At 32.0% G+C, this 23,040-nt stretch carries 28 protein-coding genes and 1 tRNA gene; 9 read left to right on the top strand and 20 right to left on the bottom strand.

The genetic code is table 11. The features are described from left to right. Positions 1 to 53: 53 nt before the first annotated feature. Positions 54 to 350 (bottom strand): DUF721 domain-containing protein, encoded by a 297-nt coding sequence (locus tag ACIQ66_RS01220; protein ID WP_396210995.1) that lies wholly within the window; start codon positions 348 to 350, stop codon positions 54 to 56. Continuing rightward, positions 350 to 769, bottom strand: coding sequence for a lipocalin family protein (locus ACIQ66_RS01215; RefSeq protein WP_396210994.1), 420 nt, complete (start codon positions 767 to 769; stop codon positions 350 to 352). Before ACIQ66_RS01215 ends, ACIQ66_RS01220 begins: the two co-directional genes overlap by 1 nt. 105 nt (positions 770 to 874) lie before the next feature. Here ACIQ66_RS01215 and ACIQ66_RS01210 point away from each other — a divergent pair, with 105 nt between their 5' ends. After that, the gene (locus tag ACIQ66_RS01210) at positions 875 to 1,969 is read left to right on the top strand and encodes a serine hydrolase domain-containing protein (RefSeq protein WP_396210993.1); all 1,095 of its coding nucleotides are present in this window, start codon (positions 875 to 877) and stop codon (positions 1,967 to 1,969) included. Positions 1,970 to 2,001: 32 nt separating this feature from the next. Here the strand turns inward: ACIQ66_RS01210 and ftsY are convergent, their stop codons facing one another. The 14 genes from ftsY to ACIQ66_RS01140 form a co-directional block, all read right to left on the bottom strand. After that, a complete protein-coding gene (gene ftsY, locus ACIQ66_RS01205; RefSeq protein ID WP_396210992.1) occupies positions 2,002 to 2,982 on the bottom strand; it encodes a signal recognition particle-docking protein FtsY in 981 nt (326 codons plus the stop codon). A gap of 129 nt (positions 2,983 to 3,111) precedes the next feature. Then, positions 3,112 to 3,264 (bottom strand): DUF4295 domain-containing protein, encoded by a 153-nt coding sequence (locus tag ACIQ66_RS01200; RefSeq protein WP_081676904.1) that lies wholly within the window; start codon positions 3,262 to 3,264, stop codon positions 3,112 to 3,114. 69 nt (positions 3,265 to 3,333) lie between these two features. Further along, positions 3,334 to 3,516, bottom strand: a complete 183-nt coding sequence (gene rpmG / locus ACIQ66_RS01195; protein WP_298177318.1) for a 50S ribosomal protein L33 — start codon at positions 3,514 to 3,516, stop codon at positions 3,334 to 3,336. Between the two features lie 29 nt (positions 3,517 to 3,545). After that, positions 3,546 to 3,782, bottom strand: coding sequence for a 50S ribosomal protein L28 (gene rpmB / locus ACIQ66_RS01190; protein WP_298177320.1), 237 nt, complete (start codon positions 3,780 to 3,782; stop codon positions 3,546 to 3,548). 72 nt (positions 3,783 to 3,854) lie between these two features. Then, entirely contained in the window at positions 3,855 to 5,108 is a 1,254-nt protein-coding gene (locus tag ACIQ66_RS01185; protein WP_396210991.1) for a competence/damage-inducible protein A, read from the bottom strand. A gap of 307 nt (positions 5,109 to 5,415) precedes the next feature. Then, a complete protein-coding gene (locus ACIQ66_RS01180; protein ID WP_396210990.1) occupies positions 5,416 to 5,760 on the bottom strand; it encodes an Hpt domain-containing protein in 345 nt (114 codons plus the stop codon). Beyond that, positions 5,760 to 6,371 (bottom strand): fumarylacetoacetate hydrolase family protein, encoded by a 612-nt coding sequence (locus ACIQ66_RS01175; protein ID WP_396210989.1) that lies wholly within the window; start codon positions 6,369 to 6,371, stop codon positions 5,760 to 5,762. Before ACIQ66_RS01175 ends, ACIQ66_RS01180 begins: the two co-directional genes overlap by 1 nt. Before the next feature lie 71 nt (positions 6,372 to 6,442). Beyond that, positions 6,443 to 7,213 carry an exonuclease domain-containing protein gene (locus ACIQ66_RS01170; protein WP_396210988.1) on the bottom strand — a complete coding sequence of 257 codons (771 nt, stop codon included), beginning with the start codon at positions 7,211 to 7,213 and terminating at the stop codon, positions 6,443 to 6,445. A gap of 227 nt (positions 7,214 to 7,440) precedes the next feature. After that, positions 7,441 to 8,823 carry a dihydrolipoamide acetyltransferase family protein gene (locus ACIQ66_RS01165; RefSeq protein ID WP_396210987.1) on the bottom strand — a complete coding sequence of 461 codons (1,383 nt, stop codon included), beginning with the start codon at positions 8,821 to 8,823 and terminating at the stop codon, positions 7,441 to 7,443. 90 nt (positions 8,824 to 8,913) lie between these two features. After that, entirely contained in the window at positions 8,914 to 10,077 is a 1,164-nt protein-coding gene (locus ACIQ66_RS01160) for a glycosyltransferase family 2 protein (RefSeq protein ID WP_396210986.1), read from the bottom strand. Between the two features lie 137 nt (positions 10,078 to 10,214). Then, the gene (gene lptB, locus ACIQ66_RS01155) at positions 10,215 to 10,955 is read right to left on the bottom strand and encodes an LPS export ABC transporter ATP-binding protein (protein WP_396210985.1); all 741 of its coding nucleotides are present in this window, start codon (positions 10,953 to 10,955) and stop codon (positions 10,215 to 10,217) included. A gap of 81 nt (positions 10,956 to 11,036) precedes the next feature. Continuing rightward, entirely contained in the window at positions 11,037 to 11,381 is a 345-nt protein-coding gene (locus tag ACIQ66_RS01150) for a carboxymuconolactone decarboxylase family protein (RefSeq protein ID WP_396210984.1), read from the bottom strand. Beyond that, positions 11,353 to 12,180: a twin-arginine translocase subunit TatC gene (gene tatC / locus ACIQ66_RS01145; protein ID WP_396210983.1), complete on the bottom strand. Its 828-nt coding sequence runs from the start codon at positions 12,178 to 12,180 to the stop codon at positions 11,353 to 11,355. The genes ACIQ66_RS01150 and tatC overlap by 29 nt, the downstream gene beginning before the upstream one ends. Then, complete coding sequence (locus ACIQ66_RS01140; RefSeq protein WP_396210982.1) at positions 12,180 to 13,145, bottom strand: SIS domain-containing protein; 966 nt, start codon at positions 13,143 to 13,145, stop codon at positions 12,180 to 12,182. The genes tatC and ACIQ66_RS01140 overlap by 1 nt, the downstream gene beginning before the upstream one ends. Before the next feature lie 85 nt (positions 13,146 to 13,230). On the opposite strand from ACIQ66_RS01140, the gene ACIQ66_RS01135 reads away from it, so the two are divergent. Continuing rightward, the gene (locus tag ACIQ66_RS01135; RefSeq protein ID WP_396210981.1) at positions 13,231 to 15,426 is read left to right on the top strand and encodes a RecQ family ATP-dependent DNA helicase; all 2,196 of its coding nucleotides are present in this window, start codon (positions 13,231 to 13,233) and stop codon (positions 15,424 to 15,426) included. 59 nt (positions 15,427 to 15,485) lie between these two features. Here the strand turns inward: ACIQ66_RS01135 and ACIQ66_RS01130 are convergent, their stop codons facing one another. Next, positions 15,486 to 15,722: a hypothetical protein gene (locus tag ACIQ66_RS01130; protein ID WP_396210980.1), complete on the bottom strand. Its 237-nt coding sequence runs from the start codon at positions 15,720 to 15,722 to the stop codon at positions 15,486 to 15,488. Between the two features lie 70 nt (positions 15,723 to 15,792). Here ACIQ66_RS01130 and ACIQ66_RS01125 point away from each other — a divergent pair, with 70 nt between their 5' ends. Then, on the top strand, positions 15,793 to 17,352 hold the full coding sequence (locus ACIQ66_RS01125; protein ID WP_396210979.1) for an NAD(P)/FAD-dependent oxidoreductase: 1,560 nt from the start codon (positions 15,793 to 15,795) through the stop codon (positions 17,350 to 17,352). Positions 17,353 to 17,637: 285 nt separating this feature from the next. Here ACIQ66_RS01125 and ACIQ66_RS01120 read toward each other — a convergent pair whose 3' ends face one another. Further along, complete coding sequence (locus ACIQ66_RS01120; RefSeq protein WP_396210978.1) at positions 17,638 to 18,732, bottom strand: bifunctional methionine sulfoxide reductase B/A protein; 1,095 nt, start codon at positions 18,730 to 18,732, stop codon at positions 17,638 to 17,640. Positions 18,733 to 18,895: 163 nt separating this feature from the next. On the opposite strand from ACIQ66_RS01120, the gene idi reads away from it, so the two are divergent. From idi to ACIQ66_RS01090, 6 genes are all read left to right on the top strand, one after another. Then, positions 18,896 to 19,423 (top strand): isopentenyl-diphosphate Delta-isomerase, encoded by a 528-nt coding sequence (idi, locus tag ACIQ66_RS01115; protein WP_396210977.1) that lies wholly within the window; start codon positions 18,896 to 18,898, stop codon positions 19,421 to 19,423. Between the two features lie 30 nt (positions 19,424 to 19,453). Beyond that, positions 19,454 to 19,864 (top strand): 6-pyruvoyl trahydropterin synthase family protein, encoded by a 411-nt coding sequence (locus ACIQ66_RS01110; protein ID WP_396210976.1) that lies wholly within the window; start codon positions 19,454 to 19,456, stop codon positions 19,862 to 19,864. Position 19,865: 1 nt separating this feature from the next. After that, positions 19,866 to 20,321, top strand: coding sequence for a peroxiredoxin (locus ACIQ66_RS01105; RefSeq protein WP_396210975.1), 456 nt, complete (start codon positions 19,866 to 19,868; stop codon positions 20,319 to 20,321). A gap of 41 nt (positions 20,322 to 20,362) precedes the next feature. After that, on the top strand, positions 20,363 to 21,325 hold the full coding sequence (locus tag ACIQ66_RS01100) for a type I phosphomannose isomerase catalytic subunit (protein ID WP_396210974.1): 963 nt from the start codon (positions 20,363 to 20,365) through the stop codon (positions 21,323 to 21,325). Positions 21,326 to 21,381: 56 nt separating this feature from the next. Beyond that, positions 21,382 to 21,651 carry a hypothetical protein gene (locus ACIQ66_RS01095; RefSeq protein ID WP_396210973.1) on the top strand — a complete coding sequence of 90 codons (270 nt, stop codon included), beginning with the start codon at positions 21,382 to 21,384 and terminating at the stop codon, positions 21,649 to 21,651. A gap of 75 nt (positions 21,652 to 21,726) precedes the next feature. Next, positions 21,727 to 21,800: transfer RNA gene (locus ACIQ66_RS01090), tRNA-Thr, on the top strand. A 90-nt stretch (positions 21,801 to 21,890) separates the two neighbouring features. Here ACIQ66_RS01090 and ACIQ66_RS01085 read toward each other — a convergent pair. Together ACIQ66_RS01085 and ACIQ66_RS01080 are read right to left on the bottom strand one after the other, a co-directional pair. Beyond that, positions 21,891 to 22,598, bottom strand: coding sequence for a DUF4369 domain-containing protein (locus ACIQ66_RS01085; protein WP_396210972.1), 708 nt, complete (start codon positions 22,596 to 22,598; stop codon positions 21,891 to 21,893). Positions 22,599 to 22,693: 95 nt separating this feature from the next. Further along, positions 22,694 to 22,969, bottom strand: a complete 276-nt coding sequence (locus ACIQ66_RS01080) for a TIGR03643 family protein (RefSeq protein WP_396210971.1) — start codon at positions 22,967 to 22,969, stop codon at positions 22,694 to 22,696. Positions 22,970 to 23,040 lie beyond the last annotated feature (71 nt).

The raw sequence follows: 23,040 nt of genomic DNA, 5'->3' as shown, positions 1-23,040 counted from the left end.
CTCGTTATTATACAAGATGGGATTTATATTTTCAAAAACATGAAACAAAAAAGCTATCGCAAAACAATTGATTTTACAACTTCTTTTCCCATTTCTTCATTTATCATTTTGATGATTTTGTCTTTTCCGTAACTCAATTCTTCTCTCAAAACAGCCGAAGATAATGTCACATAGAGAATGGTTCCTTTCAAAACAACTTCTTTTGTATAAGTGTTTACGCCATTTCCCATAAGGTTTTTCCAAGCTTGCTCAACGTCAATTTTATCCATGCCCGATTCGAGCTTATTGACTTCTATAAACTGCTTTAAAACATCTGAAATTGAACTTTCGTTACTTGATCTTTTTGCCATTATTTTAATGAAAAAGGTTTTGCTCTTTTGTAATGATATTCTAATTCTTGCTTACTTTTTACAACAAAAGTAGAATCTTTTATTTCAATGATTTCTTCTTTCCACTTTGCTAAATCTGTTTCATAATTGATAACAAAAGTAGAACCTTCAGTCGAAATTGAGATTTTTTCTTTAATGTCATTTGTCAAATAAGTTCCATCTAACTGCGGCATTACTTTTTGGCGAAAGCCTTTATTATCTTTAATTTCAAAAAAATCGATTGTTTCATTAATCTTGTAATCTTTCTTGGTTCCATCGGCAAGAACAACATTTTCAATTTCCCAATAACCATTTATTTTAGCGATATCTTTTTCGCTAATTGCTTGTTTACAAGAAACAAACATGCTACCTATAATCAAAAGTGCTACAATTTTTTTCATAATCAAAATAAAACTGAAATTTACAATATAAATTTGAAGAATAAAACTATTTTTGATTAAACCTTTTTGTTTTTTAAAAGTCAAAATAGAAAACCCAATCAACATATGAAAAAGATACTTATTGTATTTTTAATGTCAACTTTATTTCTTTCATGCGCCTCCTCATCAGATGAAACTCTAGCTGCTCCAATTGTAACTGAGCAAATGTATTTTCCTCCAATTGATGGAAGCTCAACTTGGGAAACAAAATCAATAACCGACTTAGGTTGGAATCAAGCTGCTGTTCAACCTTTGCTTAATTATTTAGAATTAAAAAACACCAAATCGTTTATAGTTTTGGTAAATGGAAAAATTGTATTAGAAAATTATTTTAATGGTCATGATGCGGCTAAATTTTGGCAATGGAATAGTGCTGGAAAAACATTAACGGCAACCGTAACAGGAATAGCACAAAAAGAAGGTCTTTTAAATATAAATAACAAAGTTTCAGATTATTTAGGAACGGGTTGGACAAGTACGCCAATTGCAAAAGAGAATCTAATTACCTGCAAAAATTTACTCTCAATGAATTCAGGATTGAATGATGCTTTAGGCGATGATGTTTCTCCTACAAATCTTCAATACGTTGCAAATGCTGGAACCCGTTGGGCTTATCATAATGTATATGTAAAGCTTCAAGATGTAGTTGCGCAAGCAAGTGGACAATCTTGGAACTCCTATTTTAACACAAAGCTTAGAGATAAAATAGGAATGAGCACTACTGGCTTCTGGTATGTTGGCACCGGAATATATAAAGGTTTGAGCATTTATTTTAGTAATACACGAAGTATGGCCCGTTTTGGTTTGTTGTCACTCAACAAAGGAACATGGAACGGAACAACTATTTTGAATGAAACTTATTTTAATGAAGCAACTAATACTTCGCAAACTATAAATCAGGCTTATGGCTATTTATGGTGGTTGAATGGAAAAACAAGTTATCATTTACCACAAACGCAATTAAAAATTAATGGAAATTTAATTGCCACAGCACCAAGTGATATGTATTGCGCATTAGGAAAAGATGATCAAAAAGTGTATGTTGTACCTAGTAAAAAAATGGTCGTAATTAGAATGGGTGAAGCTGCCGATAGTGAAAATTTAGCACTGTCAGATTTTGATGAAGTTTTATGGCAAAAAATAAGTGCGTTATATCAGTAACACACTTATTAAATATTCTATTTTTTAAAATTTTATTTAAAGAAAGAATCTACAAATTCATATTTATTGAATACTTGCAAATCGTCAATTCCTTCACCAACGCCAATATATTTGACTGGAATTTGAAATTGATCGGAAATACCTATTACAACGCCACCTTTTGCAGTTCCGTCTAATTTTGTTACTGCTAAACAAGTAACTTCGGTTGCAGCTGTAAATTGTTTTGCCTGTTCAAAAGCGTTTTGCCCAGTTGAACCGTCTAAAACTAATAAAACATCATGTGGCGCTTCAGGTGTAACTTTTTGCATTACACGTTTAACTTTAGTCAATTCGGCCATCAAACCAACTTTGTTATGCAAACGACCCGCTGTATCAATAATTACAATATCTGCTTCTTGAGAAACGGCACTTTGAATGGTATCAAAAGCAACTGATGCTGGATCGCTTCCCATTTGTTGACGCACGATTGGAACACCTACTCTATCTGCCCAAATTTGTAATTGATCGATTGCTGCTGCTCTAAAAGTATCGGCAGCACCAAGAACAACTTTGTAACCTTGTTTTTTGAATTGATTAGCCAGTTTACCAATTGTAGTAGTTTTTCCAACACCATTAACACCGACAACCATTATAACATAGGGTTTTGTGTTAATTGGAATTAGAAACTCAGATTCTTCACCTGTATTAGTTTCAGATAGCAAACCTGCAATTTCTTCACGTAGAATTTTATTAAGTTCATCCGTTCCAAGATATTTATCTTCGGCTACTCTTTTTTCAATTCTTTTTATGATTTTTAAAGTGGTATCAACACCAACATCTGATGCTACAAGGATTTCTTCAAGATTATCTAAAACTTCATCATCAACTTTTGATTTTCCAGCTACTGCTTTAGTAAGTTTAGAAAAAAAACTTGTTTTAGATTTTTCTAAACCTTTGTCTAAGGTTTGTTTGTCCTGCTCGTTTAGAACAGGTTCTTTCTTATCGGAAGAAAATATTTTTTTAAAAAAACTCATTTCAATTTGGGAATTAGCAATTAAGTGATAGGTTTTATTTCTATTACTTAATAAAATGATGCACAAATATAAAAATAAAAAAAGCTACTTCCGAACGAAAGTAGCTTTTCTATATAAAGTTTGCGTTAATTATTTCTTTTTCAAGAATTCATCAACTTCTTCTGGAGTCATAATGCTTTCAACGAAAGTATATGCACCTGTTTTTGGAGATTTCACCATTTTGATGGCTTTTGATAATCTCTTAGAAGATGTTTGTAACGATGCTACGGTTTTCTTTGCCATGATTCAAATGTGTATTTTGAATTTAATAGAACCTCTAATGCAAGCATTTGAGATTTATTAAATCTCTAATTATTTAATTTCTTTATGAACAGTTACTCTTTTTAGGATTGGATTAAATTTTTTAATCTCTAATCTATCTGGAGTATTTTTTTTGTTTTTAGTTGTAATGTATCTAGAAGTCCCAGCAACACCTGTTGCTTTGTGCTCTGTACATTCTAAAATTACCTGAATTCTATTACCTTTCTTTGCCATTTTTGCTATCTATTTATTTTTGGAAAAGATTATTTAATAAATCCTTCTGCTTGTGCTTTTTTCAAAACAGCAGAAATTCCATTTTTATTAATTGTTTTTATTGTAGATGCAGCTACTCTTAGAGTAATCCATCTATCTTCTTCAGGAAGATAAAAACGTTTTTTAAGTAAGTTTACAGAAAACTTTCTTTTAGTTTTATTCATCGCGTGAGAAACATTGTTTCCCGTCATCGCTCTTTTACCAGTAAGGTCACAAACTCTTGACATTATGCTTATCTTTTATCGTTATTCAAATAGAGGGTGCAAAGAAAAGAAAAATAAACCTATTACGCAAAAAAATTATACTACATTTTTTAAAATTTCTTTTTGAAGCATTTCTAAACTTTTATTAACAGCTCTAAGTATCACTTTTTCTCGAGGTTCACCAAAGTTAAATTCTTCTACAACAACCATTTGTGGCGTTGCTAAAGCAATAAATACAGTTCCAACTGCTGCATCAGAATCGCCTTTCGATGGTCCGGCATTTCCGGTTGTGGCAATTGCATAATCGGTTTTGAACATTTTTTGAGCTTTCAAAGCCATTTTTTTGGCAACTTGAGCGCTAACAACTGAATGTTTTTCAATCAGTTCGTGCGGAATTTCTAAAACTGTTTCTTTGACCTCTGTTGCATACGAAACTACGCTTCCTTTGAAATAGCTTGACGAACCAGCAACTGATGTTAATAAGGATGCAATTGAACCTCCAGTACAACTTTCGGCTGTTGCAATTGTTAACTGTTTCTGCGCTAAAAATTTCCCTATTACAACTTCTATTGTTTCATTATCGTCGAAACCTACTATGATATCGCCAATTATTTTGGTTAGCGAATTTACATTTTCTACAATGGCTTTTTCTAAAATTTCTTTATCTGTTCCTCTTGCAGAAAGGCGTAAACGCACTCTTCCTGGTGCTGGCAGATAAGCTAACTTGATAAATTCAGGCAGGTTATTTTCCCAATCTTCTATTCTTTCGGCAACTAGACTTTCTCCTTGTCCGTATGTTAAAATAGTTTTATGAATAATATAAGGACGATTGTATTCGCGAACCACTTTGGGAATTATTTCGTTTTCAACTAAATATTTCATTTCGTATGGAACACCAGGCAATGAAATAAAAACAGTGTTTTCTTTTTTCATCCACATTCCTGGAGCCGTACCCATTTTGTTGAATAAAACGTGGCATTTTGTTGGGACTAATGCTTGCTCACGATTCATTTGGGTAATTGGTCGCTTGAAAACACTTTCTATTAATTGGGTAACGTGCGCCAAAACTTCTTTGTTTTCGACTAATGTATCTTCAAAATAGTCGCAAAAGATTTTTTTGGTGATATCGTCTTTTGTTGGTCCGAGTCCGCCAGTGATGATTACTAAATCGACTTGATTTTGGAGTTTAGTAAACGTATCTAGTATATGTTGTTTGTTGTCGGAAATGGAAATCATTTCGTGAATATCGACACCAATTTTATCGAGTGATTTGGCTATAAATCCGGAGTTGGTATCGACGATTTGACCAATAAGAATTTCGTCGCCAATGGTTACAATAGTGGCTTTCATTAAGTAAGATTATTATTCACTATTTTTAATATTTGGTGTTCACTGAATGCCTTGCATTTGTTTTACAAAGGTAACAAAAGAAAAAAAGAAAACCTATCTAGTCCCGATTACATCACAAATCATTTATTTTTCATCGGAGTTCTGTGAATGCTTCGCATTTGAGGTGGAAATCCTTTTTAAAATCTGTCAGGTTTAAAAAAGATTGGAACGTAAAGCGGGAACCTGTATGCCGACAGGCAGGTTACCATTACTGATAAATCCCGAACCATTGCTTCGCCAATTCACTTCGTTCGGGTCGCTCCTAATTTTACATATCAAAATCTTTTTTGATTTCTTTGACAGCATTTACAATTTGATTTTCGATGCTTTCGAAAGTAGCATTGATTTCACTTCTTTTTCCTTCGGCTCTTGTCCATGCTTCGACTTGAAGAATTTCTTCGTAGGCAACATTCATTCCAAACAAATCGAGAGAAGGTTTTATTTTATGTGCATAGGCGTACGCTTGCTTGTAATCTTTTTCTTTTATTCCAGATTTGATAAGTGCTAAATCTTCGGGAACTTCGGTTACGAAAAGTTCTAAAATGGAGTTTACAAATTCAGGATCATTTTCTGAAAGAGCGTAAACTTTAGCTAAGTTGTAGTTTAGGGCCATTACTTTACTTGTATTTTAAATAGTTTTTGTTTTTCTAAAAATCCTTCCAATACATCATTGGGTTTTACTTTTGCCACACCTTCGGGTGTTCCTGTGAAAATAATATCGCCAATTTTTAAAGTAAAATATTGTGATATTGTGGCAATTAATTCGTCAATTTTCCAGAGCATTAAACCTGAATTTCCTGATTGAACTAGCTTTCCATTGTTGGTTAGTTCAAAATTTAAGTTGTCAACCGATTGAAATTTTTCTTTTGAAACAAATTCTCCGATAACTGCCGAACCGTCGAAAGCTTTTGCTTTTTCCCAAGGAAGTCCTTTATCTTTAAGTTTTTGTTGCAAATCGCGAGCTGTAAAATCGATTCCAACACTTATTTCGTCATAATATTTATGAGCAAATTTGGGTTCGATATACTTCCCTACTTTATTTATTTTGACAATTAGTTCAATTTCGTGATGAATATCATCTGAAAATTCTGGAATCACAAAAGGATGTTGCTTGAGCAAAACCGCCGAATCGGGTTTCATAAAAACCACTGGTTCGTCAGGTCGTTCGTTTTGCAACTCTTCTATATGTTTGACGTAATTGCGTCCGATACAGATAATTTTCATAGTTTTCAGTCTCAGTTTTTAGTCTCAGTTTTCAGCTTGCAATTTGCCAACTGCTAACTGCGACTGTAAACTTATTTTGTGTTTAATTTTCTTAATTTGATTGCGGTTAAAACTTTCTTGGTGTATAGAGGAAAATCGGCTCCTTGAATCCAGCCGTAATAGCCAGGTTCTTTTTCGAGCACTTCTTCTACCAATTGGTTTTTGTTTTTTCCGAAAGTAAATATTTCTTGTCCTTTATCGTTTAATGCTATAAATCCAGCAAAATCAACTGCTTTTTTTCTCGAAGTAAATTCGGAAAGCGTTTTCATATCATTTGGTAAATCTTCGTAGCGGTCTAATTGCGCTTTTAAGATTTCGTAAGTTGCCATTGTGTCGGCCTCAGCTGTATGAGCGTTTTCTAGGCTTTGATTGCAGTAAAATTTTAGTGCAGCACTTAATGTTCGTTCTTCTTTTTTGTGAAAAATAGTTTGTACATCGACCGAAACTCTATTCTTCATATCAAAATCTACTCCAGCACGAAGCAATTCTTCGGCTAATAATGGAATGTCAAATCTATCCGAATTATATCCTGCTAAATCACTGTCTTTTATCATGTTATAGACCTGAGAAGCAAGCTCTTTGAAAGTTGGTTCGTTGGCTACTTTCTCGTCAGAAATTCCGTGAATGGCTGTTGCTTGTGGCGGAATTGGAATAGTAGGATTTACCAACCACGTTTTGCTTTCTTTATTTCCGTTTGGATATACTTTGAATACTGCTATTTCTACAATTCTATCTTTGGCAACGTCGATTCCGGTAGTTTCGAGGTCAAAAAAACAGATAGGTTTATTGAGTTTTAATTCCATTTTGATTAATTGATGACGACAAATATAAAATATTGTATTTACCGTTTAACGATGTTTTTAAAAATAGACAAAAAAGTTAGAAAAAATTTAAAAAACAAGCACTTTAAATAGGTAAAAGATGAATTTTAACACAGATTGCATAGATTAACACGGATTTTTTTATAAATAAAATCAATAAAAAACCCGACAGTTTTGAATTGTCGGGTCTGTTTATAATTTAAATGAGACTATATACTTCTATTCACATCAAAAGCTTCCATGTAATCGGCTACTCTTTTTACAAAGCTTCCGCCAAGTGCACCGTCTACAACTCTGTGATCGTAGCTATGTGATAAGAACATTTTTTTGCGAATTCCAATAAAATCTCCTTCGGGAGTTTCAATAACCGCTGGAACTTTTCTAATAGCTCCTAATGCTAAGATTCCTACTTGTGGTTGGTTGATAATTGGCGTTCCGAAAACACTTCCGAACGTTCCTACGTTGGTTACAGTATAGGTTCCACCTTGTGTGTCATCTGGTTTTAGTTTTCCGGCTTTGGCTCTGTTTCCTAAATCATTTACGGCTTTTGCCATTCCTAATAAATTCAACTGATCCGCATTTTTTATAACTGGAACAATAAGGTTTCCGTTTGGTAATGCAGCCGCCATTCCTAGGTTGATATTTTTCTTTTTGATGATATAATCGCCATCAACCGAAATGTTCATCATTGGGAAATCTTTTAGCGCTTTTGCTACAATTTCCATGAATATTGGCGTAAAAGTTAGCTTCTCGCCTTCTCTTTTTTCGAAAACATTTTTATTTTTTTCTCTCCAATCCCAAATATTAGTTACATCAACTTCTATAAACGACTGAACGTGTGCCGAAGTTTGAAGTGAATCAACCATGTATTTTGAAATCAACTTACGCATTCTGTCCATTTCAACAATTTCATCTTGCCCGTTTACAGAAACAGGTGCTACTGTTGGTTGAGGATTACTTGCTACTGGTTGGATTATAGGTTGTACATTTTGAGATACAGTTGCTGCTACTTGAGAAACTACTGGAGTTTGAACCGCAGTTTGTGTATTTTGAGCTACTACTGGAGCATTTCCTCTAGTAGCTATGTAATCTAAAAGATCATTTTTGGTAACACGCCCTTCATTTCCAGTTCCTGAAATTCTTTCAAGTTCGGCAATAGAAATCCCTTCTTCTTTAGCAATATTTCTTACTAATGGTGAAAAGAATTTATCTGAATCTGAAAAACTTTGGTTAGAAACGGGTGCTGCTACAAATTCTTTTGCTGCTTCAACGGCTTTAATAACTTCTTGAACAGCTGGTGCTGACTCTTGAACAGGTTGTGCAACTGGAGTTGGTATTGCTCCTACAGAAGCATCGGTTTCAATAATTGCAATGGTTTGACCAACTTGAACTAAATCATCTTTACCAAAAAGTTTTTCGACCAAAATACCCGAAACTTCACTTGGTACTTCGCTATCAACTTTATCGGTTGCGATTTCTAGAACGGCCTCATCCATTTCTATTTTGTCGCCCACTTCTTTTAGCCAATTGGTGATTGTTGCTTCTGCAACGCTTTCTCCCATTTTAGGAAGTTTTAATTCAAACTTTGCCATATTTTTTTAAGTAAACTCGTTATACTTATTTTGCAAAAATACTGATTTTACAAATTAGTCAATAACTATGCTTGGATAAGTTTTCAATAATTATACTAACAATATTGTTTCGCCTCTGTCATTACTTGAATTACTTCCAATTAAGAAATTATTTTCAGGTAGATACATTTTATAGGTATATTTATGATCCACATTATTTTCCATAAAAGCGATAATATCTTTGTAACTTATGTAATTTGTATCAAAAATAACTTCTGTATTTTTCTTATTTTGAATATTGGAAATTAATTCAAGTGTTTCATTATTGAATAATGTTTTTTCAACCTCTTTATTTAATTTATTTTTTAATTTTTGAGCAAGAGTATCTTTATCGGAAATTAAAATATAATTGGTTGGAACAATTCGAGGTTTTGGTTTACCTTGAAATACCTTAAGAAGAGAAAAGCTCAGTGTTCCTATTTTCATAAAAAATAAAAAGAACAAGGAATGATTGAAATGTTTTTTATAAAAATACTTCATTGCATCTTGGAATCTTTTCATGTAAATTCCATCTTTAACAGTGCTTTCGCCTTTATAATGTATTACCGTTGTTTGATTAAAGTAGTAATTATATTTTCCGTTCAACAAAGAAATATAAGACAAATCAATGTCGTCAGAATACATGAAACAATCTTCGTCAAAACCACCAATTTCATTGTATAAATCACGCTTCATTACCATAAATGCTCCTACTAAAATCTCAACCTTTCCTGTTTCATCTTTATGTAGTTGTTGGTAATAGTATTTATTAAAAATAGATAGTTTTGGGAAAACAATATACAAGCCTAATACTTTGGTAAGTGCAACCCAAGGAGTTGGAATTCCTCGTTTACATTCTGGCAAAAAGTTACCAGTCCCGTCAACTAGTTTACACCCGATAATTCCGAGATTATTGTGTTTTTTGGCAAAAAACAATACTTTTTCAAAAGTATCTTCTGCCACAACGGTGTCAGGATTTAAAATACAAATATAATCACCTTTTGCTTCGGCAACACCTATATTATTTCCTTTAGGAAAACCTGTATTTTCAGAATTTTGAATAAACTTGATATTTGGAAACATCGATTCCATCATCTGACTGCTTTCATCAGACGAATTATTATCGACCACAATTATCTCTGCGTCAATATTTTGAGTGGCTTTTTGAACACTTGTTATACAGAGTTCTAAAAAATAGCGAACATTATAGTTCAGGATTATTACAGATAATTGCATGTTGCAAACATAAAAAAATAAATTGAAATCGATTATATAAAAGAGTAGTTCTTATAGATTTCAATAAAAAATAAGCTACACAATTGATTGTACTTGAAGCACAATTAACATAACTACTTTTAAGTGAATTAATTGTACTAAAAATCTAATTTCTTTTTACGTAGTTCGAAATTTTGTCCGAGATAAACTTTTCTCACCATTTCGTCAGCAGCTAATTCTTCAGGTTTCCCAGCTTTTAGGATTCCACCTTCAAACATTAGATACGTTTTGTCAGTGATTGCTAATGTCTCTTGAACATTGTGATCGGTAATTAGAATTCCAATATTTTTATTTTTTAGTTGTGCTACAATTCGCTGTATATCTTCTACTGCAACTGGGTCAACACCAGCAAATGGTTCGTCTAGTAAAATAAATTTTGGGTCGGTAGCAAGACATCTTGCAATTTCCGTACGTCGTCGTTCTCCTCCAGAAAGTAAATCGCCACGATTGGTACGAATATGTTCTAAACTAAATTCGGCAATCAAACTTTCCATTTTGGCAATTTGTTCTTCTTTAGTATGTTTTGTTAGTTGAAGTACACTTAAAATATTATCTTCAATACTTAACTTTCTAAAAACCGAAGCTTCTTGAGCTAAATAACCAATTCCATTTTGAGCTCTTTTGTACATTGGAAACTCGGTAATATTCAAATCATCAAGATAAATATTTCCCGAATTTGGCTTAACCAATCCTACAATCATATAAAAAGAAGTTGTTTTTCCTGCTCCATTTGGTCCTAACAACCCAACAATTTCTCCTTGATTTACCTCAACAGAAATTCCTTTTACAACACTTCTCTTTTTATAAGTTTTAACTAAATTTTCGGCTCTTAATTTCATTTTTCTAATGTGCAAATTGAATTAATGTAGCAATATAACAATTATTGACTCAATTGTTATATTAACACATTGTTAAATTGATTAATTTTCTTCCAAAGCTTCCCAAAATTCATATGCTCTTCGTAAATGCGGGATTACAATTGTTCCGCCAACAAGAGTTGCTATGCCCATTGCTTCCATCATTTCTTCTTTGGTTATTCCTTCTTTATAAGATGTTTCCAAATGGTATTTGATACAATCATCGCATCTCAAAACGGTAGAAGCTACTAATCCTAATAACTCCTTGGTTTTTACATCTAAAGCACCTTCTGCATAAGCGTTGGTGTCTAAATTAAAAATACGTTTTACTATTTTGTTATTATCTGCCAATAATTTTTCGTTCATTTTAGAACGATAATCATTGAATTCTTTTACTTGATTGCTCATCTTTTAATTGTTTTTTGACAACTACACTTGAAATAAAAATACTTACTTCATATAATAATAATAATGGTATTGCTACAATTATTTGGCTTACAACATCTGGCGGTGTAACTATTGCTGCAAGAATTAACACAATAACTATTGCATATCGTCTATAATCGCGAAGAAATTTTGGCGTTACTAATCCTAATTTAGTCAAGAAATATATTATTATAGGTAATTCAAAAAATAAGCCGCAAGCAATTACTGATGTTTTTATTAATCCAACATAAGATTGTATATTAAATTCATTTTTAATTTGAGAACTTATTGAAAATGTGGCAAAAAAGTTAATCGACATGGGTACAATTACATAATAGCCAAACAAAACACCTATAAAGAATAATAATGACGAAATAAATATAAATGTTTTAGCATTTTTTCTTTCGTTCTCATATAATGCTGGACTAATAAATTTCCAAAATTCCCACAATATATAGGGAAATGCTAGAATAAATCCAACCGTTATACATGTCCATACCAATAGCGAAACTTGACCTTCTACATCTGTATTCTGAATAACAAAAGGAAGTTCTGTAACGCAAAAACTTTCAACACCAATTGCTTTGGATAATTCACAAAAAAAAGTGTAGGTTACAAAACTTGTATCTTTTGGACCAAATAATATTGTTTCAAAAATAAAGTCGCTAAAAAAGAAGGCGCCGACTGCAACTATAACAATTGCAAATGAACTTCTAACCAATAACCATCTTAATTCCTCAAGATGATCTAAAAATGACATCTCTTTTTTTTCTTTTGCCATTATATTATTCCTTCTTTTAAAATGTCATGAAGATGAATTACACCTTTATATTCTCCGTTATCAACAACAACTAATTGTGTTATTGAAAAATCTTCTAAAATATTCAATGCATCAACTACCATATCGGTCGATTTGATTGTTTTTGGATTTACAGTCATTATATCTTTTGCAGTTAAACCCTTTATAGTTTCCGTTTTATTTAGCATTCTTCTTATATCACCATCTGTAATAATTCCAACCACTTTTTCATTTTCTAAAACAGCTGTCACTCCTAATCTTTTTTCAGAAATCTCCACAATAACATTTTTTATGCTAGAATCTAGATTTACAAATGGCTTTCTTGTTGTGTCTAACATATCTGCAACTCGAAGTAATAATTTTTTACCCAAAGCACCGCCTGGATGATATTTGGCAAAATCTTCTGCTGAAAAATTTCTTAATTCCATAAGACAAATTGCCAAGGCATCACCTATTACTAATTGAGCTGTTGTGCTATTAGTTGGAGCTAAATTGTTTGGACAAGCTTCACTATCAACCGTTGTATTCAATACATAATGTGATTCTTTTGCTAAAAAAGAAGTCATATTACCCGTTATTGCAATTAAAGTATTTCCGAATCTTTTTAATAGCGGAACCAAAACTTTAATTTCTGGACTATTACCACTTTTTGAGATACAAATGATAATATCGTAGGCTTGAACCATTCCTAAATCGCCATGAATTGCTTCAGAAGCATGCAAAAACATAGCTGGCGTTCCTGTAGAATTCATAGTTGCCACAATTTTTTGAGCAATTATCGCACTTTTCCCAATTCCGGTTATGACTAATCTTCCTTTACAATTATAAATTGAATCGGTTGCATTTATAAAATTATTATCAAGGAAATCAGCTAGTTTAGCTATAGATTTGCTTTGTGATAAAATTGAATTTTGAGCTATTTCTAAAATATTTTTTTTATTATTCAAAACAGAATGTTATAAAAATTTGTATGTAAAAAAGAAAGTTGTATCTTTATGATGTGCAAATTTAATAAAATACTATTACTAAAGAATGAATTCTACCGAAATTGATATACATAAAGAATTAAAGAAATATTTTGGCTTTAACCAATTCAAAGGTTTACAGGAACAAGTTATTAAAAGTATCCTTTCTAAAACGAATACATTTGTGATTATGCCAACAGGTGGCGGAAAGTCACTATGCTATCAACTTCCTGCATTAGTTCAAGAAGGAACTGCTATTGTTGTTTCGCCTTTAATAGCATTAATGAAAAATCAGGTTGACGCTATAAGAAGTGTTTCTTCTAATGATGGTGTTGCCCATGTTTTAAACTCTTCTTTGACAAAAACTGAAATTAATCAGGTTAAAAAAGATATTACAAGTGGACTTACCAAGTTATTATATGTTGCTCCAGAATCTTTAGCAAAAGAAGAGTATGTCGATTTCTTGAAAAGCGTAACCATTTCTTTTGTTGCAATTGACGAAGCGCACTGTATTTCGGAATGGGGACATGATTTTAGACCTGAATACAGAAATTTAAAAAATATAATCAAACTTTTAGGAAACGTTCCTGTTATAGGATTAACAGCAACTGCTACACCAAAAGTACAAGAAGATATTCTGAAAAACTTAGACATGTCTGATGCTAAAACTTTTAAAGCATCATTCAATCGTCCAAATTTATTTTATGAAGTTCGTACCAAAACCAAAAATATTGAAGGTGATATTATCCGTTTTATTAAGCAACATAAAGGAAAGTCGGGAATAATTTATTGTCTAAGCCGTAAAAAAGTAGAAGCAATTGCCGAAGTTTTGCAGGTAAACGGAATTAGTGCTGTTCCTTATCATGCTGGTTTAGATGCCAAAACAAGAGCAAAACACCAAGACATGTTTTTAATGGAAGATGTTGATGTTGTAGTAGCAACAATCGCTTTTGGAATGGGAATTGACAAACCAGATGTGCGTTTTGTAATTCACCATGATATTCCAAAATCGTTAGAAAGCTATTATCAAGAAACGGGTCGTGCTGGTCGTGATGGTGGCGAAGGTTATTGTTTGGCTTATTACTCCTATAAAGATGTAGAAAAATTAGAAAAATTCATGTCGGGAAAACCAGTTGCCGAGCAAGAAATTGGTTTTGCATTATTGCAAGAAGTTGTTGCTTATGCAGAAACCTCAATGTCTAGACGTAAATTTTTATTGCATTATTTTGGTGAAGAATTTGATAGTGAAACGGGTGATGGAGCCGATATGGACGACAATGTTCGAAATCCAAAAACCAAAGTGGAAGCTAAAAATCAAGTGGTTAAGCTACTTGAAGTTGTTAGAGACACCAAACATTTATATAAATCAAAAGAAGTTATTTATACCTTAATAGGTAGAGTTAATGCTATGATAAAAGCCCATCGTACTGATTCACAATCGTTTTTTGCTTGTGGAGCAGCATTTGAAGAACGTTATTGGATGGCATTAATCCGTCAAGTTCTTGTAGATGGCTTATTATCTAAAGATATTGAAACATACGGAATTATAAAAATTTCTGAAAAAGGGTTGGCTTTCATCAAAAAACCAACTTCTTTTATGATGTCTGAAGATCATGAATATAACGAAAGTGAAGATGATGCAATAGTTACAGCTGCAAAATCATCAGGGACTGCTGACGAAGCCTTGATGACAATGTTACGTGATTTACGTAAAAAAGAAGCTAAAAAACTTGGTGTTCCTCCGTTTGTAGTTTTTCAAGATCCATCTTTAGAAGATATGGCTTTAAAATACCCTATCACTATGGATGAATTGATCAATACTCATGGTGTTGGTGAAGGAAAAGCAAAAAAATACGGAAAACCTTTTATCGAATTGATAAGTCGTTATGTAGATGATAATGATATTATTCGTCCGGATGACTTAGTTGTAAAATCTACTGGAGCCAATTCTGCTAACAAATTATATATTATCCAAAATATTGATAGAAAATTATCTTTAGATGATATTGCTTCTGGAAAAGGATTAAAAATGGATGATTTAATTAAAGAAATGGAACAAATTGTTTATTCTGGAACAAAATTAAATATCAAATATTGGATTGACGAAATGCTAGATGATGATCAGCAAGATGAAATTCAAGATTATTTCATGGAATCTGAAACCGACAGCATCGAAAAAGCGCTAAAAGAATTTGATGGCGATTATGATATCGACGAACTTCGATTAATGCGAATTAAATTTATTAGCGAAGTAGCTAATTAGAAGTTTTCAGTCACAGTTTTCAGTCACACGAATCTAAAAACTGTGACTGCGACTGAAAACTATTCAAACAATTCTCCTCGATGCGGTTTTAAAGCATCACGAACTTGAATCATATTTTCGTCTGTAACTACCATAAATGCTATGGCATACATTTCATTTAAAACTTCAAATCCTGTTATATTGATAGGAAAGTTTTCTATTGCAATGTATTCTTTCAAATGAATTTCGTGATGTTCAGCAGTTTTTGCAGCAACTTCTCCACGAAAATCCCAAATGAGTTTAATTTTTCTCGACATATAAATTGTTGTTCTTCTGCAAAATTACAATAACAATTTTCAAATTACTATTTTTGCCAAAAATCAATTTATGCCTCGCGAAATTCAAACTCAAGTCACTCCCGAAATTGCTCACAACGAATCATTACTAAATGAGCATGTTGCAAAGTTATTTCATACTTCTGTAAATGAAATTCAAAAGGTTGTGGTAGTAAAACGTTCAATCGATGCACGCCAAAAAGCAATAAAATTCAATATAAAAGGAATTGTTTTCTTTAAAAATGAAACTGTTGTTGAACAGAAAATTGAACTTCCTGACTATAAAAATGTATCCAATTCGCGAGAAATAATTATTGTAGGCGCTGGACCAGCAGGACTTTTTGCAGCATTGCAATTGATTGAATTAGGTTTAAAACCAATTGTACTTGAACGTGGAAAAGATGTTCGTGGTCGTCGTAGAGATTTAAAAGCCATAAATGTTGAACATATTGTAAACGAAGATTCCAATTATTGTTTTGGCGAAGGCGGCGCAGGAACTTATTCTGATGGAAAATTATACACTCGTTCCAAAAAACGAGGTGATGTCGATAGAATTCTACAATTATTAGTCGGCTTTGGTGCTTCCGAAGACATTTTAATTGAAGCACATCCGCATATTGGAACCAACAAATTGCCTCAAATCATTCAAGATATTCGTGAAAAAATTATCGAAAGTGGTGGACAAGTTTTATTTGAAACTCGTGTAACAGATTTTGTTATAAAAAACAATGAAATTCAAGGAATTACTACTCAAAAAGGCGATATAATTTCTGCAAATAAAGTTATTCTAGCAACTGGACATTCGGCTAGAGATATTTTTGAATTATTAGATAGAAAGAAAATTTTTATCGAAGCAAAACCTTTTGCATTGGGCGTTCGAGCTGAACATCCGCAAGAATTGATAGACAAAATTCAATATTCGTGTGATTTTCGTGGTGATTATTTACCACCAGCACCCTACTCGATTGTAAAACAAGTTAATGGTCGCGGCATGTATTCGTTTTGTATGTGTCCGGGTGGCGTTATTGCTCCTTGTGCTACTAGTCCTGGCGAAGTTGTAACCAATGGTTGGTCGCCATCTAAACGTGACCAAAGTACGGCAAATTCTGGAATCGTAGTCGAATTAAAATTGGAAGATTTCAAACCATTTGCTAAATTCGGAGCACTTGCCGGAATGGAATTTCAAAAAGCTATCGAACAAAAGGCATGGCATTTAGCTGGACAAACTCAAAAAGTTCCCGCACAACGAATGATTGATTTTACTCAAAATAAAGTTTCTACAACTATTCCAAAAACTTCTTATGTTCCTGGAACTACTTCTGTTGAAATGGGGCAAGTTTTTCCGGGATTTTTGACTCAAATAATGCGTGAAGGTTTTATTGAATTTGGAAAATCGATGCGTGGTTATATGACCAACGAAGCCATTCTTCATGCGCCAGAAAGCAGAACCTCATCGCCAGTAAGAATTCCAAGAGATAACGAAACTCTAGAACATGTTCAAATAAAAGGTTTGTATCCATGTGGTGAAGGTGCAGGTTATGCTGGCGGCATTATTTCGGCAGCAATCGATGGTGAAAAGTGTGCTCTAAAAATTGCTGAAATTTTGAAATAATAGATTTAAGGTAAAAAAGTTCTTCCCCAAATTATTTAAGAATAAATAACTAATAATCAATCTGTATTTTCATATGAATTTTTGAATAAGATTTATTCCTATTTATATTATGAAAACTCAAATATCAATTTTAAATTAAAAGGGTTTTTTGATAAAATTTACATCTCCAGATACAATTCTGCCGATTCTTTTGTCCATCCAAAAAGCAGAAAAAACTAAAAAGTTGTGGCTTTTCAAATATTTATGAAGTTTTGAATGAACTTTATTTAAAAATAAACATAGAAACTACTTCTTCAACCTATCTTTAAAAACCTTTTCAAATTTTTCTATTTTAGGTTGAATTACCATTTGGCAATAAGGCTTGCTCTTGTTGTTATTGTAATAATTTTGATGGTATTCTTCAGCTTTATAGAACTTTTTAAATGGTTCTAATGTTGTAACAATTTTGCTTGCATAAACTTTAGAATTATTCAATTCATCAATAATGCTTTGAGCTGCTTTTTTCTGTTCTTCACTTTCATGAAAAATCACCGAACGATATTGCGTACCAACATCTGCTCCTTGTCTATTTAATGTTGTTGGGTCATGAACGGTAAAAAAAACTTCGAAAATTTCATCCAAATTGGTTTTGGTTTTATCATAAGTAATTTCTACTACTTCGGCAGCGCCAGTTGTACCAGAACAAACTTGTTCATAACTAGGATTTTCAACATTTCCGCCAGCAAAACCAGAAACAACTTTCTCAACACCTTGTAAGTTTTCATAAACTGCTTCTACACACCAATAACATCCGCCACCTATCACAATCTTATCAAGATTTGACTTATTGGTTGCAATTGCATCAGGCACAAAATCTAACGAAATCGCGTTCATGCAATATCTTTTTCCGGTTGGTTCCGGACCATCGTCAAACAAATGTCCTAAGTGTGAATCACATCGACCGCAATTGGCTTCAACTCTTCTCATTCCATAAGAATTATCATCTTTAAAAGTGATACTTTCTTTATTTTCTTGTTCAAAAAAACTTGGCCAACCACAACTACTGGTAAATTTCTGGTCTGATTTAAATAGTTTATTTCCACAAGTTGCACAGTAATAAGTTCCTTTAGTTTCAGAATTCCACATTGTTCCAGTAAAAGCTCTTTCGGTATCTGCTTCTCTTGCTACTGCATATAAATTTTGAGATAAAATCTTTTTCCATTCAGTGTTTGACACATTCAATTTGGTCGTATCTGTATTAGAATAATAAGGATTTTCAGGTTTGCTGATTACATTTTCCATTTTTTTTGATTCAGATTTTTTAGTTGATTGACCGCAAGCGCTAAATATAAATAACGGCAACAATGATAGGAATGTGAAAATTGCATTTGATTTTGACATAAATTCCTTTTTTTTTAATTTTAACAAATTTACTCAGGAAAAACCAAAATAAAATGTTAAGAAAGTGTTGAAATAGAGATTTAAGGAAAGTTTAACGGTTGTTTGATTGACATAATTACTTAAGGATATATTTTTTCGTATTTTTGACGAGTATAAAAATGTTATGAAGGAAGAACAAGTCATATTAGTCAACGAAAAAGACGAACCAATTGGTTTGATGAACAAACTCGAAGCTCACGAAAAAGCGGTTTTGCATCGTGCCTTTTCTGTTTTTGTTTTAAATGATAAAAATGAAGTCATGTTGCAACAACGTGCTCATCACAAATACCATTCGCCACTGTTATGGACAAATACTTGTTGTAGTCATCAGCGCGCTGGAGAAACCAATATTGAAGCCGGAAAACGCCGATTGTATGAAGAAATGGGTTTCAAAACTGAATTGAAAGAGTTGTTTCATTTTATATACAAAGCCCCTTTTGACAATGGTTTGACCGAGCATGAACTCGACCATGTAATGATTGGTTATTCAAACGATGAACCTAATATTAATAGTGAAGAAGTTGAAAGCTGGAAATGGATGACCATTGAGGATATTAAAAAAGATATGATTCAAAATCCTGAAATTTATACAGTTTGGTTCAAAATTATTTTTGACGAATTTTACCATTATTTAGAAGAACACAAATTATAAATTTTAATTATTAAATTACAAAACCAAAAAATGAAAGTAACAGTTTCTAGAAAAGCACACTTTAATGCAGCGCATCGATTATATCGAAAAGATTGGACTATGGAACAAAATGAAGCTATTTTTGGAAAATGTAACAATCCGAACTTTCACGGACACAATTACGAATTAATTGTTTCGGTTACTGGCGATATTGACCAAGAAACTGGTTTTGTAATTGATGTGAAAATACTATCAGATTTAATTAGAGAACACGTAGAAAACGCTTTTGATCATAAAAATTTGAATCTTGATGTTCCCGATTTTGCAAATTTAAACCCAACTGCCGAAAATATTGCAGTAGTAATATGGAATAAATTAAGAACTACTATTGATACTAATAAAGAACTAGAAATAACGCTTTATGAAACACCGCGCAACTTTGTAACCTATAAAGGTAACTAAAATGGCGTTAAAAATTGGCGATAAAGTTCCAAGCTTTACTGCAAAAGATACCAATGGAAATCTTTTTGACAGTCAAGATTACATCGGAAAACAACCGCTTGTAATTTATTTTTATCCAAAAGACAATACGCCAGGTTGTACGACACAAGCTTGCAGTTTTAGAGATAATTATCAAGATTTTAAAGATTTAGGTGCAGAAATTATCGGAATAAGTTCTGATAGTGTTCGTTCACATATTCAGTTTAAAAGTAAATTTAACTTACCTTTTATATTGCTTTCTGATAACGAAAAAAAAATCAGAAAACTTTTTGGAGTTCAAAATAATATGCTTGTAATTCCGGGGCGAGAAACTTTTGTAACTGATAAAAACGGAAACATTTTACTAATTTTCAATAGTATGTCTGCCAAGATTCATATTGAAAAAGCATTAGAAATCTTGAAGAAATTGACAAAATAATTTATTTCAAATTTTGCATCTTTGCATATTTAATTTACTAAATGAAATTATATCCATTACAATTCGAGCCGATTCTAAAAGACAGAATTTGGGGCGGAACAAAGTTAAAAACCTATTTAAACAAACCTATTTTTTCTGAAATAACTGGAGAAAGTTGGGAAATTTCTACAGTAGAAAACGACGTTAGTGTCATTGCCAATGGTTTTTTTAAAGGAAAATCTTTAAATGAAATCATTTCTGAATTTCCAAAAGAAGTTTTAGGGACAAAAGTTTATGAGCAATTTGGAAAACAATTTCCATTACTTTTCAAATATCTTGATGCTCGTGAGGATTTATCAATTCAAGTGCATCCTAATGATGAATTGGCAGCTAAACGTCATAATTCGTTTGGTAAAACCGAAATGTGGTATGTCATGCAAGCTGATGAAAATACTCGACTAATAGTTGGTTTCAAAGAAAAATCTTCACCAAATGAATATTTAAAAAGTCTTGAAAACAAAACTATAATTGATATTTTAGATACTAAAAAAGTAAAAAAAGGAGATGTTTTTTTCCTTGAAACAGGAACTGTCCATGCCATTGGAGCTGGAACAGTAATTGCAGAAATTCAACAAACCTCTGATATTACTTATAGATTATATGATTTTGACAGAGTTGATAATCAAGGGAATACACGTGAATTACATATTGATTTAGCTTTGGATGCCATAAACTATAATGTAGTTGAAGCTCAAAAAGACTATTCTAAAGTTGTAAATTGTTCTAACGAAATGGTAAATTGTCCTTATTTTACAACTAATTTCATTCCACTTGATGGAAAAATTGAAGTTAAAAAAGACAAAAAATCATTTACCGTTTATATGTGTGTGGAAGGCAATTTTGAATTAGAATATAAAGGAGAAAGTTACACTTATAAAACAGGTGATACTGTTTTAGTTCCTGCAGAAATGGCTTTGTTTAAAATTAATGGAAAAGCCTCTTTGTTAGAAATTTACATTTCTTAACCTTTATTAGAAAGATTATATGTAGTTTTGCATCAAATTTTAAAAAATAGAAGAAAATGCCAAGTGTTAAAAATTTAAAAAAAGATATCAATTTTGTTTTAGGTGATATTATAGAAGCTGTTTACTTATATGAAATGGCTACTACTGGAAAACCAACTCCTGAAAGCAATGCTGTAATTGATGAAGCAATCACAACTTTTGATAGTTTAATCTTAAAAGTAAATGCTAAAAATGTTGAAAACAAAAAAGCACATTTCAAACAAATTGGTTCAGAATTAGAACAAGCTGCAAATCAATTGGTTGAAAAAATCAACGGTTTACAATAAAAAAAAGCTTAAAAAAAGTTGCTTTTTATTTTGGATATTTAAAATTCAACTTTATATTTGCACTCGAAATGAGTCGCCAGCGTAGCTCAGTTGGCTAGAGCAGCTGATTTGTAATCAGCAGGTCGTGGGTTCGAGTCCCTCCGCCGGCTCAAAAAGAGAAAACGAAAGTTTTCTCTTTTTTTATACAAAAAAACCATAAGCTAAGAACTTATGGTTTTTTTCGTTTTAAGAATATTCTATTACTTCTCTACTTTTCTTCTTTCTTTATAAAAATCTTTTAATTTTTTACCATACATAGATTTTGCAACTTTAGGCGTCATCATTTTTTGAATGGTGTCTAGATATTTCAAATTGACATCTGGAATTTCAGACAAAGCTATAAAGGGTGCTACTTCATACTCTTTATTATTTAATGCAAAATTTACTGCATACAAATAACGTCTTTTGGTGACCAAATCTTGTTCTTTTGCAATGCTATCAGCTTGCGTAAACGCTTTATTTTGAAAATCCATAAATTGCATCTGAACTAAATCTAAATTTTTATCAATATATCTTGAGTTTACTAATTTGTATTCTTCAAACTTATCATGGTTTTTAGAACCAGTAATTTTGGCTTCGGAAAGATAATTTTCTAAAGAAGTTTGTATCGAAATCTCGCCTGCTTCTGCAAAAAACGGAATGTTATTATCCAACGAATTGGTTACACCTCTATCTAAAAAAAGATAATACATTTCGGGAGAATCAATTTTTAAATGACTTTCAAATTCTGATTTGCCATCAATTTTTATTGTATCAATTGGAATCAAAAGTGTATCGACTATTTTCTGAATATAAAGTGTTCCATTATTTAATCCTTTAATGTTTCCTGTTATGTGCAAGTTGTTTTCATTTTTACTACAAGAAAAGATTGAAAACACAACTGCTAGAATGATTAACTGTTTTTCCATTTTATAATTTTAATAAGTCGCAAAGAAATGAAAAATATAAAGTTTCACAATTTTTAATACATAAAAAAAACTCTTGCTGAACAAGAGTTATATTTTTAATCAAATTTATTTTTCATATAATACTTACCATCTAAATCGTCAAAATCATCTTCGACTGCTGGTTTAGGTTTGGGTTTACTTGCGGTAACCTTCTTTTTCCAAAGTTCAAAATTTTCTTTAGACAATCTTTTTCGCAATAGTTCAGTTACTTCATTTTCTGTAATACCAAACTCAGCTTTTAAAACTTCAAAAGGTTTTTTTTCCTCTTGAGCCATACTTATAACTCGTTCTAACTGTTCGTTATCAAGTTCTACTCTTTTACTTTTTTTCATTAGTCGAAAAGCATAATTTTAATGTTAATTCTTATTTTTAAATCAATTGATATACCAATATTAAGAAAAAA

This window comes from Flavobacterium sp., assembly GCF_044377315.1.
In the GTDB taxonomy this organism is placed as follows: domain Bacteria; phylum Bacteroidota; class Bacteroidia; order Flavobacteriales; family Flavobacteriaceae; genus Flavobacterium.
The sequence above is the reverse complement of the archived record's forward strand: the minus strand, read 5'-3'. Positions and strand labels throughout refer to the sequence as shown.